General features: G+C 44.1%; 11 protein-coding genes and 1 pseudogene. 10 read left to right on the top strand and 2 right to left on the bottom strand.

All coding sequences use genetic code 11. The features are described 5' to 3' along the window. Positions 1 to 7 precede the first annotated feature (7 nt). On the bottom strand, positions 8 to 2182 hold the full coding sequence (gene bglX, locus G7035_RS06865; RefSeq protein WP_019685868.1) for a beta-glucosidase BglX: 2175 nt from the start codon (positions 2180 to 2182) through the stop codon (positions 8 to 10). A gap of 572 nt (positions 2183 to 2754) precedes the next feature. Between bglX and G7035_RS06860 the strand changes: the two are divergent. From G7035_RS06860 to G7035_RS06850, 3 genes and pseudogenes are all read left to right on the top strand, one after another. Then, positions 2755 to 4007, top strand: a pseudogene (locus tag G7035_RS06860) (sugar ABC transporter substrate-binding protein). A gap of 36 nt (positions 4008 to 4043) precedes the next feature. After that, positions 4044 to 4928, top strand: coding sequence for a carbohydrate ABC transporter permease (locus G7035_RS06855; RefSeq protein ID WP_016820227.1), 885 nt, complete (start codon positions 4044 to 4046; stop codon positions 4926 to 4928). 18 nt (positions 4929 to 4946) lie between these two features. Beyond that, positions 4947 to 5801 carry a carbohydrate ABC transporter permease gene (locus G7035_RS06850; protein WP_013368987.1) on the top strand — a complete coding sequence of 285 codons (855 nt, stop codon included), beginning with the start codon at positions 4947 to 4949 and terminating at the stop codon, positions 5799 to 5801. Positions 5802 to 5895: 94 nt separating this feature from the next. Here G7035_RS06850 and G7035_RS06845 read toward each other — a convergent pair whose 3' ends face one another. After that, positions 5896 to 6369 carry an RNA polymerase sigma factor gene (locus G7035_RS06845; protein ID WP_230877856.1) on the bottom strand — a complete coding sequence of 158 codons (474 nt, stop codon included), beginning with the start codon at positions 6367 to 6369 and terminating at the stop codon, positions 5896 to 5898. Between the two features lie 330 nt (positions 6370 to 6699). Here G7035_RS06845 and G7035_RS27300 point away from each other — a divergent pair, with 330 nt between their 5' ends. From G7035_RS27300 to G7035_RS06815, 7 genes are all read left to right on the top strand, one after another. Continuing rightward, positions 6700 to 7812: an ABC transporter transmembrane domain-containing protein gene (locus G7035_RS27300; RefSeq protein ID WP_230877420.1), complete on the top strand. Its 1113-nt coding sequence runs from the start codon at positions 6700 to 6702 to the stop codon at positions 7810 to 7812. Positions 7813 to 7850: 38 nt separating this feature from the next. Next, the gene (locus tag G7035_RS27295) at positions 7851 to 8441 is read left to right on the top strand and encodes an ATP-binding cassette domain-containing protein (RefSeq protein ID WP_230877419.1); all 591 of its coding nucleotides are present in this window, start codon (positions 7851 to 7853) and stop codon (positions 8439 to 8441) included. A gap of 106 nt (positions 8442 to 8547) precedes the next feature. Beyond that, positions 8548 to 8733 carry a CLI_3235 family bacteriocin precursor gene (locus tag G7035_RS06835; protein ID WP_080561119.1) on the top strand — a complete coding sequence of 62 codons (186 nt, stop codon included), beginning with the start codon at positions 8548 to 8550 and terminating at the stop codon, positions 8731 to 8733. A 73-nt stretch (positions 8734 to 8806) separates the two neighbouring features. Next, the gene (gene ccpM, locus G7035_RS06830) at positions 8807 to 10261 is read left to right on the top strand and encodes a Cys-rich peptide radical SAM maturase CcpM (RefSeq protein ID WP_029514785.1); all 1455 of its coding nucleotides are present in this window, start codon (positions 8807 to 8809) and stop codon (positions 10259 to 10261) included. A gap of 11 nt (positions 10262 to 10272) precedes the next feature. Continuing rightward, positions 10273 to 11397, top strand: a complete 1125-nt coding sequence (locus G7035_RS06825) for a TIGR04066 family peptide maturation system protein (protein ID WP_019685873.1) — start codon at positions 10273 to 10275, stop codon at positions 11395 to 11397. Between the two features lie 13 nt (positions 11398 to 11410). Then, positions 11411 to 11686, top strand: a complete 276-nt coding sequence (locus G7035_RS06820) for a peptide maturation system acyl carrier-related protein (protein WP_019685874.1) — start codon at positions 11411 to 11413, stop codon at positions 11684 to 11686. A gap of 97 nt (positions 11687 to 11783) precedes the next feature. Continuing rightward, complete coding sequence (locus G7035_RS06815; protein ID WP_019685875.1) at positions 11784 to 12566, top strand: hypothetical protein; 783 nt, start codon at positions 11784 to 11786, stop codon at positions 12564 to 12566. The last annotated feature ends 6 nt before the right edge of the window (positions 12567 to 12572 follow it).

The following is a 12572-nucleotide window of genomic DNA, read 5'->3' as shown; positions in this document are numbered from 1 at the left end:
GAACGCCTCACTTTCCTGTTTCTTTTACTAACCGAAAACGGCCTTCAGTAGTATCTCGGCTGTTAGGTCCTGTAAAGACGGCGAATTCACCGCTGTCACTGTCAAAGCTCAAATCTGCATGATGATACCGCAGCTGAGGCTCGGTCACTGTAAACTCCACTTCCCGGTTTTCGCCTGGGGCAAGCAGGATTTTGCAGAAATCTTTCAGTTCCTTCATGGGGCGAACCGTATCACCGCTGATATCACGGACATAGAACTGAACGGTCTCCTCGACTGGACGTGTTCCTGTGTTCGTTACCTGCACTCTAACGGTCAGTTCTTGACCGGGAATAAGAGTATCGCCTGAAAGTTGTAAGCTGTCATAGGCTACATCGGTGTAGCTCAGGCCATAGCCGAACGGGAATAAAGGTTCGTTCGGTACGTCTAGATATTGAGACACGTAGCGTTCTGTTGTGTTCGGATCTAACTGCGGACGTCCAGTATTAAAATGATTGTAATACACTGGCACCTGTCCGACCGATTGCGGGAAGGACATCGTCAGACGACCCGTAGGTTCAGCATCACCGTATAACAAATCGGCAATTGCCGCGCCGCCTTCGCCACCAGGGAACCAGGCTTCCAGTACAGCGTCTGCTTCTTCAATGACGCCGTGCAGATCCAATGGACGACCATTAAACAGTACAGCTACCATGGGCTTGTTCAGTGTCTTCAGGCGTTTCACCAATTCCAATTGAGCCTGCGGCAGGCGAATATTTGAACGGCTGCCTGCTTCACCACTCATATCTGAGCGCTCGCCAAGCGCTAGTACGATGATCTCTGCTTGACTGGCAGCATGCAGAGCTTCTGCATATTGCTCCTCTGTTATGTTGTCTACAGAGCATCCTGCCGCTACCGTGAGCAGCGAGGAGGATATTTTCGATTGGAATCCATCAACAACACGAATGGCTTCCTCTTGTGAACCGCTCCATGACCAAGAGCCCAGAATATCGCCGCTCTCTGCAAAAGGCCCGATCAATGCAATATGTTGATTGCGATTCAATGGAAGCACAGAATCATTTTTGAGCAGCACGCATGATTTAATGGCTAGTTCTTTAGCAACCGCACGGTGGGCTTCGCAGAATACCACTTCACGTTCACGCTCAGGGTCTGCGCCGCGTAGCGGATTCTCGAACAAGCCCAGCTTTTGTTTAAGCCTCAATATACGCATCACTGCTTCATCAACGAGCGCTTCATCCAGCTGTCCGCTGCGAATCAGCTCAGGCAGGTGCCCATTGTAGCAGGAGGTCATCATTTCAATATCTACGCCTGCCAGCAATGCTTTTTTTGCTGCCTCCCGTTCATCCTCGGCGATGCCGTGAGGAATAAGCTCTTTGATCGCGGCCCAATCCGAAATGAGCACACCGTCAAAACCCCATTCATCACGAAGCAGATCACGCATCAGGCGCTTGTTGCCCGTTGCCGCTACGCCCTCTACGGTATTGAAGGACGTCATCACCATTTCGCAGCCTTCATCTAAAGCAGCTTTGTAGGAAGGGAGATAATACTCTCGCAGCTGCCATGCGGATACATCTACGGTATTGTAATCACGTCCGCCTTCACCGGCTCCATAAGCAGCAAAGTGCTTCACGCATGCGGCTACCCGCTCGGTATCATTCGTCAGATCATTACCCTGAAATCCGCGCACAAACGCACGGGCAAATTGACTGTTGAGATATGGGTCTTCCCCAGTAGATTCCATTACACGACCCCAGCGTGGGTCACGTACCAGATCGACCATAGGAGCGAATGTGACGTGAACACCGGATACGGCTGCTTCCCGAGCAGCGATGGTAGCGCTCTCTTCTGCAAGTTCCATATCCCATGAGCAACCCATAGCCAGCGGTATAGGGAAAATCGTTTTGAAGCCGTGTACAATATCTGCCATAATTAAAAGCGGGATACCCAGACGGTTTTTACTCAAATGAGCCTGCTGAACACGAATTGCTTCCTGGGCTCCTGCAAGGCCGAGCACGGAACCAACGTTGTGAACCGTCTGCTCTGTGATGCCGAGAGAAGCCATAGGCCCAGTAATTTGGCCCTCTGTACCCGCTTCTTCAAAAAAGCCACCCACAAGCTGAAGCAGTTGGTCAACTTTTTCTTCAAGAGTCATGTTTTGTAAATAGGAATTCAGGTGTTGTTCCATCATAATCCTCCGTAAGCTGTTTGGTTGGTAAAACAGCTCTCTTTTTCAGATTCATGAGATTTTTTGGATAAAGTTGATTCAAAAAAGTGCTGAACAGGCTAATAGCTAGTATAGAAGCATAATCTTCTGTTGTATTATTAATCGAAACGTTTCTATTGTTGGACTCAGTTGGATTATATACGCTTCCAAATGGAGAGTCAAATGCAAAACGGGGGTTTTTTATAGGACAAATAGCGTAATAAAGATTGAAATAAATGAAAAAGAGATGCGATTCCAAGTAAATAAAAAATAATATCCCTATTGAATACGGTTTCAATTTGTTCTATAATGACTATCGAAACGTTTCTATTGATGAGTATGGTCCTTAGGCTTTAAACATAATTGTTATAACGGTATGCTTTAACTGCTATGTATTTGCATGTATCAGGATTTTGCAAAATTCGATTTCAGTCGCTCCAAATTGCAATATTTGGTCATTGGAAGTCGCTTATTGAATTTTTGCAAAATTCATGTGCTTGAATCCGTTATCATATTGCATGATCGGTAAACTGATCATCTCGGGAGGAATTCGTATGATGAAAAGAACATTGGGGATCATTTTGGCAAGCACCTTATTATTGGGGGGGCGCTGGTAGGCTGTTCATCCAAGGATGATTCGTCGGGCAAAGATGCAAATGGCAAGACGACCATCACTATGTGGGGAATGGGAGCGGAAGGGAAGTTGCTGCCTGAAATTGTAAAAGATTTTGAAAAAGAAAATCCAGATATTCACGTTGATGTACAGGCGTTGCCTTGGGATAACGCTCACGACAAATTGCTCACGGCGGTTGCCTCAAAATCAGGTCCAGATGTTGTCCAGCTCGGTACATCATGGGTGCCGGAATTAGCATCTGCGGGTGCACTAACAGACATCACGCCTTACATCAGCAAATACCCTGAGCTTGAAGCGAAAAATTTCTTCAAGGGCGCTGTGAGTACGGCTCAATTTGAAGCTAAACCGGTCGCCGTACCTTGGTACACTGAAACGCGAGTTTTATTCTATCGTTCGGACCTACTGAAACAGGTTGGATACAATGAAGCACCTAAAACGTGGGAGGAACTGTCCGATGCTGCTCAAAAACTAGCGGCTCGGGGTAAAGGCAAATATGGTATCTCCTTTAGTGCAAAGGAGCAGTCCATGGGCTTTATGTTTGCTCTCCAGAACGGTTCCAAGCTGGTTGACGAGCAGGGCAATCCGCTATTCAACCAAGCACCGTTTGTAGATGCTGTGAAGTATGTAAATACCTTTTTCCAAAATGGCTCTAACGCAGTGGATATTGGAATTGATTCCGTTCAAGGTTTGCAAGGCGAGGGGATCGTTCCAATGTTTATCAGCGGTCCTTTCATGATTAAAGAAATCAAGAGCAAGGCACCAGAACTGGAAGGCAAGTGGAATATTGCGGAGCTTCCTGGCAAAGTAAACAACCTATCCGTTTTGGGTGGAGCTAACCTTTCAATTATGAAATTCAGCAAGCACCCAGAGGAGTCGGCCAAATTCCTGGCTTACCTGAGCAAACCAGAAACACAACTGAAATGGATGGAGCTGTCCAGTAACTTGCCTGCGACTACTAAATCGTGGGAAGATGCCAAACTGAAGAGTGATCCGATGCTTCTGACGATTCGCAAACAGCTGGATCATTCCGCAGCATTGCCGCAACTGGCTGCATGGGAAGAGGTTTCTCAACAATTCATCAAGAGCTTTGAGCGTATTTACCGCGGTCATGCCGATGTACAGAAGGAAATGGATGACTTTAATCAGCAGGCTGCAAGTATAATGAAAAAATAATGATCCATATCCGTCATTGTCAAAGGGAGTGAAGGCATGAAAGGAAGCTCGCAGAAGCTTGCGCCATACTTGTTTATCGGTCCCTCCATCATCCTGTTAACGCTGTTTTCGTTATTGCCGATACTACTGGCGCTCGTGATCAGCTTCACGGATATGGATCTGTCCGGACTCGTTAATTATGAAAGTATTCGCTTTATAGGATTGGAAAATTACACGAACGTGCTTTTGGACCCTTCCTTTTTGAAGTCCATTGGGAATACGTTGTTCTTTGTTATCATTGGCGTTCCGCTGGTGCTGATATTTTCGCTCAGCATCGCGATTCTGATTAACATGGGTAAATCACGTGCTTTCAAAGTATTCCGCGTCGTGTTCTATCTGCCGTCCGTAACGAATGTGGTTGCGGTCGCAGTGGTTTGGAGCTATCTGTATAATCCGACGCTTGGGTTATTCAACTACGTGCTTGGTCTGGTGAATTTAGGTCCCGTCCCATGGCTGACCGATCCAACAGTAGCGAAAATTTCGCTGATTGTGTTAGCGGTTTGGCGGGGCATCGGTTTAAACATGATTATTTTTATTGCGGCTATTAAAGGCATTCCAGGCTCTTATTATGAAGCGGCCCAGCTTGACGGGGCCAATACATGGCAGCAAATTCGTTATATTACGCTGCCGCAGCTTCGTTACGCTATTTTCTTCGTGTCCATCACGACGATGATCGGCTGGCTGCAATTTTTCGAGGAACCTTTTGTCATGACCAAAGGGAAACCGCTGGACGGCACGCTGACGGCATCCTTGTTCATTTACAATAACGGCTTCCAATTTAGTAAATTCGGGTATGCCGCGGCGGGATCGTTCATTCTGTTCTTCGCGATCATCGCGGTAACGCTGATTCAGTTCCGTTTGCAAAATAAAGCGGAGTCCTGATAGAGAGAGGTGATGAGCGTGAAAACAGCTGTTCAGCAAGCCCGCGCCAATACGCGCAGTGGTGAAAAAACATTTCAATGGTTCGTGGCGATTCTCCTGACTGTGGGAGGTCTGTTGATGGTGCTGCCTTTTGCGTGGATGATTTTATCCTCCTTTAAGACAGAGGGCGAGGTAACCAAAATTCCTCCAACCATCTGGCCGGAGCATTTTACACTGGATAATTTTAAAATCCTATTCGATAGCATGGCGTTTGGAACCTACCTGACGAATACGCTGATCATTGTCCTAGCTTCCTTCTTCGGATTATTCCTTAACGCTATGGCGGGTTATGGTTTTGCCAAATTTCAGTTTAAGGGCAAAGGTTTCCTGTTCTATCTGGTGCTGGCAACCATGATGATTCCAGGTCAAGTGACGATGATTCCCGTCTATTTGATTCTAAACCAGATGGGGTTGACCAATTCCATGCTGGGGATTGTGCTTCCTGGATTGGTGGGCGCGTTCGCGATCTTCCTCTTCCGGCAGTTCATGTCCGATATCCCGGAAGAACTGCTGGAGGCGACACGACTTGATGGAGCAGGGGAGTTCCGCACTTTTTTACAAATCGTGCTGCCCATTTCGACACCGATTATTGCGGTACAGGCGATCCTGACCTTCATCGGTGGATGGAACAGCTTCTTATGGCCGCTCATTATTGCGAACGATGAGAAGCTGTACACCTTGTCCGTAGGTTTATCACTGCTCAAGGGACAGAACGAAAGTCAATTTGCCCTGCAAATGGCGGGTTCGACCTTTATGGTCGTTCCGATTATGATTATCTTCATTATTTTCCAAAAGTATATTATCGAGAATTATACAATTTCGGGAATTAAGTAGGGGTATAGGGTGAAAGCAAGTTTAGTCACCAGAACGAGTAGCTGAGCTTCTCTTTAGGAGAGAAGCTCCGCTTTTTTGCTTTACATGGATATATTTATATATGAGTTAGACAATATTGATGGGATAATGTGCGAATTTTTCGTTTTAGTCTGTAAATCCGGGTCGTTGTCGCCGTAACTGAAATATTATATTTGTCAGCGAGGAAGGAAACAGGCAGTTGTTGACAAAAGTAATCCTGATAGAGCGTATATTCAATGTTGGAAAGCTGCGTCAGTATGCTAACAATCACCGTATCCACATCTTCCAGCTTTTGATTCTCCCACTCCTCCTCTACCGAATTCGAAAAACCACATATTTTCTCACATTCAAGCGTAGTTTCATGCTTTCTTTGCGTATAGTAGCACCTAAATGATTTATATATGAGATTCCTAGCCGTAAGGTACAGCCATCCCTTAACATTGGGGTGATGCTTGAGCTTGACCAATTGCTGTCTTGCCGCTACAAAAGTATCTTGTGTACATTCTTCTGCCATAAATTTAAAACAAGATTGATTCTTGATTAAATGCATACAGAACCGATATACCTCACTCAGATACAGTTCACAAATTTTTTTGTAAAAGCATCTGGAACTACCTCTGCATTGATCCTCTTTGCAACAGTCAGTAACCATCGTGGTCGGCATTTGTTCAAGCCCCCTTTGGACGGATAAAAAGATAAATGACTTTTACATGTTCCAATCGTATACATTAATACCAATTTTGAAGAATGACAAAAATCATATTTAATCTCGCAAATGTGGAATTACTAGAACAGTTAAGAGATATTTTAAGGTGATTTTGATTCCGATACGGAATTAGTTAATAGGGGGAGAGGGCGCACCAGCTGAAGGGGGAAAAGGATGAAGGATTCTGTAGTATACAAACACTTGGCAGCAACCTTTAAACCTCATTTGAAGACAGTCGTGATCATTGTGACATGTCTCATCGTATCAGCGGGCTTGAATATATTGTTGCCTTTGACAAGCAAGACTATTGTAGATCAAGGTCTCTTGAAAGGAGATATGCGGGCTGTAGTCCTGTACACTTCTGCTGCGTTCTTCATCGTTTGCTTGGACAAGCTGCTGAATGTGTGTAAAGAATTCTTTCGGGCAGGCTTAAGCGCACAGGTTACTTTTTCCTTATTTGAAAAGGCGTATCTGCATCTGACAAGAGTCCGAATGAGCTATTTTAAACGAACCAACGAAGCTGAACTGTTGAACCAGATTAGTACAGATGTAGGTAATGTTTCAAGGATCACAGATAGTGGAGTGTTTTTTACTATTATGCAGGCGTTCAGTATGATTGGTGGTTTATGTGGTCTGCTGCTTATTAGTTGGAAAATGACTGTAATTGTGCTGTGCTTTTTGCCTATCAAATATGTTGTAGTGAAGTATTTTGTGAAGCGCAGAAAAAGACTGGTGGGGGATTTGATTGAAGGCAGCAGTAATTTTGCCCAGTGGTTTGGGGAATCTGTCGGGGGTATGAAGGAGCAGCGGATGTTTGGTCTTATCCCTGGTAAGCATCAGCAATTCTCATCCAAACAGCGGCGAATTGTAGATTCGGAACGGAAACTGTCTCTTCTGGATGCTTGGAATATCGCTTCAGAATCGATTGTAATTCAACTTCTGATGATGCTTGTGTATGTTGTTGGAGCTGATCTTATTTTTCGTTTACAGCTCACTGTAGGTGGTATTTTTGCCTTTGTTACTTACAGTGCTTATGTTACCACTCCCATTTTCGCTATTTTAAACATTGGCTACATGCTGGCCGAAGTTGTTCCTTCTGCCGTGCGATACTATCAGTTTTTGGATTGGGCAGAGGAAGAGACATCTAATTCAGTCCCTGTTGCGTCTGTTCTCCCTGAGCCGCCTCCTGAGGACCACATTTCGTTTCATCATGTTTCTTTTTCATATACCAAGGATGAGCCGATCCTATCCGACGTGAACTTTAGGATTGCCCGGGGGAAAAGATAGCTATCATAGGAGCAAACGGGGCAGGAAAGTCTACGCTCTTGGATTTGATGATGAGGTTCAGCCAGCCTGATCAGGGGATGATCACTTATGACGGCATGGACGTTCAAAGCTATGAAATAGATGAGTATCGAAGTCAGATAGCCTTGGTCAGCCAGCATTTATATTTATTTGATACTACTCTTTTTGAAAATATCCTCTTAGGCACAGAAGTCAGTAATGAAGCGATAGAGGGAATTATCGCGGAGGTTGGTCTGAAAGATTTGGTTCACAGCTTCGCAGATGACTTCCCAATAGGCTCGAATGGCTCCAAGCTGTCGGGAGGGCAAAGACAGAAAATAGCCATGGCCCGGGCATTGGTCAGAGAAGCGCCATTGTATATTCTCGATGAGGCGACTTCCCATTTGGATGTGGCAGGCAGGCTAAATGTCCAACAATTGTTGAAGACCCGATTGCGTGACAAGACCGTAATGATCGTTACCCATCACAGTGAGATATTAGCGCATGTCGATAGAGTTATTTTGTTGGAACGTGGCAAACCACTCCAAATCGGAACACATTCACATTTTATGACCTGTCATACGGAATACAGAGGATGGATATCAGAGAAAGAAGAGGTCCCCATAAAATGATGAAAAAAAACAAACGCTTTCATCGTGTGATTTAACACTATGTAAGGAATTAGTATGGGTGAACACCCGTTTTAATCATATTAAAAAATGAGAGGAGTAGTTTTACATGCGCAAGCTTGTGAAAAGAAGTACGAATGTAGGCGACACGATTGAGGCATTTGGCTGTGGTTGTTCCTGTTATTGTCCTTGCTCCTGTTATTGTGCTGGCAGTTTGACTCGAAGCTCCAATACATCGCGAGAAAGTGACGGTTCTTATCGCAGAGATAATGGAACGGGAATTGGTAATTATTAAGTTTATATTTGTATGGAGGAGCCTGGAAATTGCAGGCTCTTCTGTCCACATCAAAACAGAGTAGGTGTGAATCATGAACATGTGCCAACCTTTTATATACACGTTTCAGACGAGACTCCACCATTATGTATATGATGTAAATACCAATTTAATCTTACGGATTAAAGAGGAGGCTTATCATTTTCTGAATTCGCATTCCAGTTTCGACCTGGATGAGATGGATGCTACACCGGAGTTGCAGCAGTATATCCGTGACTTGTTGGATAACGGATTTTTATCTTCGCAGCGTCCACAGATTATGATGCATCCGAAGACGAAGCACTTGGAGCATATGCTTCAGCATCAGTTGAAGACCCTAACTTTGCAGGTCACTCAAAATTGCAATCTTAGATGCTCTTATTGCGTGTATTCAGGAGGATATGAGAATCGGGGTCATACCAGTCTGATGATGGATTTTGAGACAGCGCGCAAGTGTATAGATTTTGTCATTGATCGGTCAGTGGACAGTGACCGCTTGGACTTTGGTTTTTATGGGGGAGAACCGCTTATTAATTTCCCTTTGATCAAGCAATGTGTTGAATATATCAAGGAGCAGGTAGCATACAGAGATGTGGGTTTTCACTTAACGACCAATGGTACGCTGCTTAATGAAGAGATTTTGGACTTTTTGGATGAGCATCATTTTGTGCTGACGATCAGTCTGGACGGAGATCAGGAGAATCATGACAGAAACAGACGGTTTGCTGTTAACGGGCGGGGCTCGTTCGATACGATCATTGCCAATGTAGACAAAATTAAAAGGAATTACCCTGCTCTCTTTGAATGGATTAATTTTAATGTGGTGCTGGATACTCGCAATGATTTTGGTTGCATTAACGACTTTTATACGAACTATGAAACGTTCGAAAGTCTGTACAGTGTGAGGTCTTCCTACATTAATGATGCTTATGTGAAGGATGAAATCTTGTACAGGAATGAATTTATTGAGCAGAGGGGTTATGAGGTTTTTAAAATGATGCTCTCCAAGTTTGGAAGAGTAGATGAAAGCCATGTCTCCAAACTGATTAAAGACTATTATATTCAGATTTATTTCCGAATGTTTCATTATAGAAAGCCTTCGGCGGGGATGCCTATAGAAGCACATCATGGCGGACCCTGTGTGCCCGGTGTTCAACGCCTGTTTGCTGATGTACATGGAAACTTGTTTCCATGCGAACGGGTGAGTGAGCAGTCGGAGGTCGTGCAGATTGGAAAGGTGGACACTGGCTTTGAAATAGATAAAATCAGCCAAATTTTAAATGTAGGGACGGTTACGGAGGATGCATGTAAAGACTGCTGGAACTTCCGTTTTTGTACGCTATGTGTGGCTGTAGCAGATGATCTGCACACCTTGTCTAAAGAAAAGAAGCTGAGTCACTGCTCTGTAGTTAAGAATGATATCAGGCATACCTTACTTGATTTTTGCATGATGAATGAGCTGGGATATGATTTCTCTGAGGATACGATCCTTGATTTTGAAAAAGCATGAGGGGTGTCTCCATGACGAATAAATTAATCATTTTTCCATTTGATTATGAAACGATAGCTCTGGTTAGAAACTTGAACTTATTAGGAAGTTATGGGGAAGTTGTACTTATTTCTTTTCAAGGGTCGGGTATGATCGGGAAAGATGCCTGTGTGGTGGACAAGGGACAAGTAACAGGCCTTATCGTGAAGCCGGTGTCTTGCTTGGAACAGGAATTAGAGAGCTGTGATGACATTTTACTGGTACAATCTAACTTCAAGCTGGATGTAGCTGAGGTGTATCTCCCAGTGATCAAGAAGGCTGGACAACTTGGAAAAAAAGTTATGTTTAATTTCACTTTGCCAGACTCATGTATGGAACTCATTCAGCCCGGTGAGGAGCATGGCTACAAGCTGATTTTAAAAAATACATTTGATGTGCGCACGGAACATATTTCACCACCGGACCCGTCTTCCGCCATACATGATTTTTTTACACCGGTTTTGTTTGTAATAGGTCTGAACGAGCGAACCCATAAGCTTAATTTGCAGCTTAACATCCGGCAGAAGCTTGAAGCACAAGGATATCAGGTATCGCAAGTGACATCTAACGGATGCGGAGAGCTGATAGGTGCGCATTCTTTCCCGCAGTTTATGTTTGAGGGCGGGATGACCGAGACGCAAAAGATTATTATGTTTAATCGATATTTGAAAAAAATAGAGCAGAGTGAAAAGCCGGATTTGATACTCGTAGGTATCCCAGGCGGGATTGTTCCTTTTAATAACACATTCACGAATTATTTTGGAGTAACCTCATTTTTGGCATCCCGTGCAGTTAGACCCGATGGGCTGATCTGTTGTCTTCATTATGATGAATATAATCTAAAATACCTGGAGCATGTCAAACAATACATGGAAAATCGCTTTTCCTCTTCATTGCTGGGATACGCCTTGAGTAACAATGTATTCGATAGCTATTCTTCTTCCTCAGTGAATTTGCAATATGCTTCTGTTAATCCTCGTTTTGTGGAAGAGAAAAAACAAGAGTTTTCCAGTTATCCCGTGCCTATACTCAATCTGTCTAGCGATGAGGATATGGGCAAGCTGACGGAGGACATTTTACACTATTTTTCGGTCGATCATCATGTAGCTCAGTTCTAATGGAGGGAAGAATATGAACTTTACTCAGGATGTAACAGAAACACGAGCTAAGCTGGAAAATGTATTTGGGGAACTTTTTAACATCAAAGCGAGCGAGATCAATAAAGAGGCTACTTTATTAGGGCCAGAAATGAGGTTGTTTCCCCGAGATCTGGTATATCTATTATTTGAGGTGGAAAAAAGATTCGCCATCCAAATTCCGGAGGAGCGTATATTGGAAGGGGGGTTGCTTACATATAACAGCTTGTATGAGACGATAAAGGATTGCTTGGCAGTGGAAAAGGAATGAAGGATTTGTGAAAATGATGATAAAACATACAAAAACATACAAAAAAATCCGATATACCTCTAGAATCACTTATTAGAAGAGAATTGGAGGTTTTAGGATGAATGTATCTTTTACATCATCTCACCAATCGCCGTTCCGCACCGCAGATAACAACCGACTTGAACTACGGCATCCACTTTCCGCGCAGGCTGAAAGAAAGAGTATAGGCAAGCCGCAAAACAAGATTATTCAACAATTGACAGAGCAAAAGCAAAATTTAATGGAGAGGCGTTCGGACTATGTAAGTAATGCCCTCAAGCGTGGTCTCGGTCCAGAAGCTGTAAAGGCTGAAATGGAGGAGATCGATAAGCAGATTCAGCAAATTGATGAGAACATTCAAAAACAGTCACTGGAAGAACAAAAAAAGGCCTTAGGCATGGATGAGGACAGTAAAAAAGAGGCTCAGGAAGGTAAAAAGGAACAATATATACCCAAGACTGCTGAGGAACAGAGACAGAATCTGATCACCTATACCATGCATGGTATAGTATCTGCAAACAATGAGTTGAAGAATGCCAAAATAGCTAAAATGGCACAAATCACATTGGGAAGCGAGGCTAAGGGCTGGGAAAGCACTAACCCTGCAAAATCAGCGGCTTTGCGTGAGAAGGCAGAAGGGCTTGACGGAGAAATTATGGGAATCGCAGCGAGTATTAATGAGCGCATCAGTGAAGCCGCGAATAATGCACCGACGATGACTGAACGGGATGAGCCAAAGGATGAGAAGGAGGTAAGTCCAGAGGCCGGCAGAGTGTGGACTGAACAAGAAATCAATGCCTACCAGGATTCGGCTAAAAAAGAGGAGAAGGCTGCAGGTACGAACGTAAATATTGCAGTCTGATCCAGT

The sequence above is a fragment of the Paenibacillus polymyxa genome (assembly GCF_015710975.1).
Classification (GTDB): domain Bacteria; phylum Bacillota; class Bacilli; order Paenibacillales; family Paenibacillaceae; genus Paenibacillus; species Paenibacillus polymyxa.
This window is presented reverse-complemented; position numbering and strand designations above follow the sequence as displayed.

Excerpts from the sequence above, each read along its gene's own strand:
- bglX (WP_019685868.1), bottom strand. The coding sequence starts at position 2,182 with ATGGAACAACACCTGAATTCCTATTTACAAAACATGACTCTTGAAGAA.
- G7035_RS06855 (WP_016820227.1), top strand. The coding sequence starts at position 4,044 with ATGAAAGGAAGCTCGCAGAAGCTTGCGCCATACTTGTTTATCGGTCCC.
- G7035_RS06845 (WP_230877856.1), bottom strand. The coding sequence starts at position 6,369 with ATGCATTTAATCAAGAATCAATCTTGTTTTAAATTTATGGCAGAAGAA.
- G7035_RS27300 (WP_230877420.1), top strand. The coding sequence starts at position 6,700 with ATGAAGGATTCTGTAGTATACAAACACTTGGCAGCAACCTTTAAACCT.
- G7035_RS06835 (WP_080561119.1), top strand. The coding sequence starts at position 8,548 with ATGCGCAAGCTTGTGAAAAGAAGTACGAATGTAGGCGACACGATTGAG.
- ccpM (WP_029514785.1), top strand. The coding sequence starts at position 8,807 with ATGAACATGTGCCAACCTTTTATATACACGTTTCAGACGAGACTCCAC.
- G7035_RS06825 (WP_019685873.1), top strand. The coding sequence starts at position 10,273 with ATGACGAATAAATTAATCATTTTTCCATTTGATTATGAAACGATAGCT.
- G7035_RS06820 (WP_019685874.1), top strand. The coding sequence starts at position 11,411 with ATGAACTTTACTCAGGATGTAACAGAAACACGAGCTAAGCTGGAAAAT.
- G7035_RS06815 (WP_019685875.1), top strand. The coding sequence starts at position 11,784 with ATGAATGTATCTTTTACATCATCTCACCAATCGCCGTTCCGCACCGCA.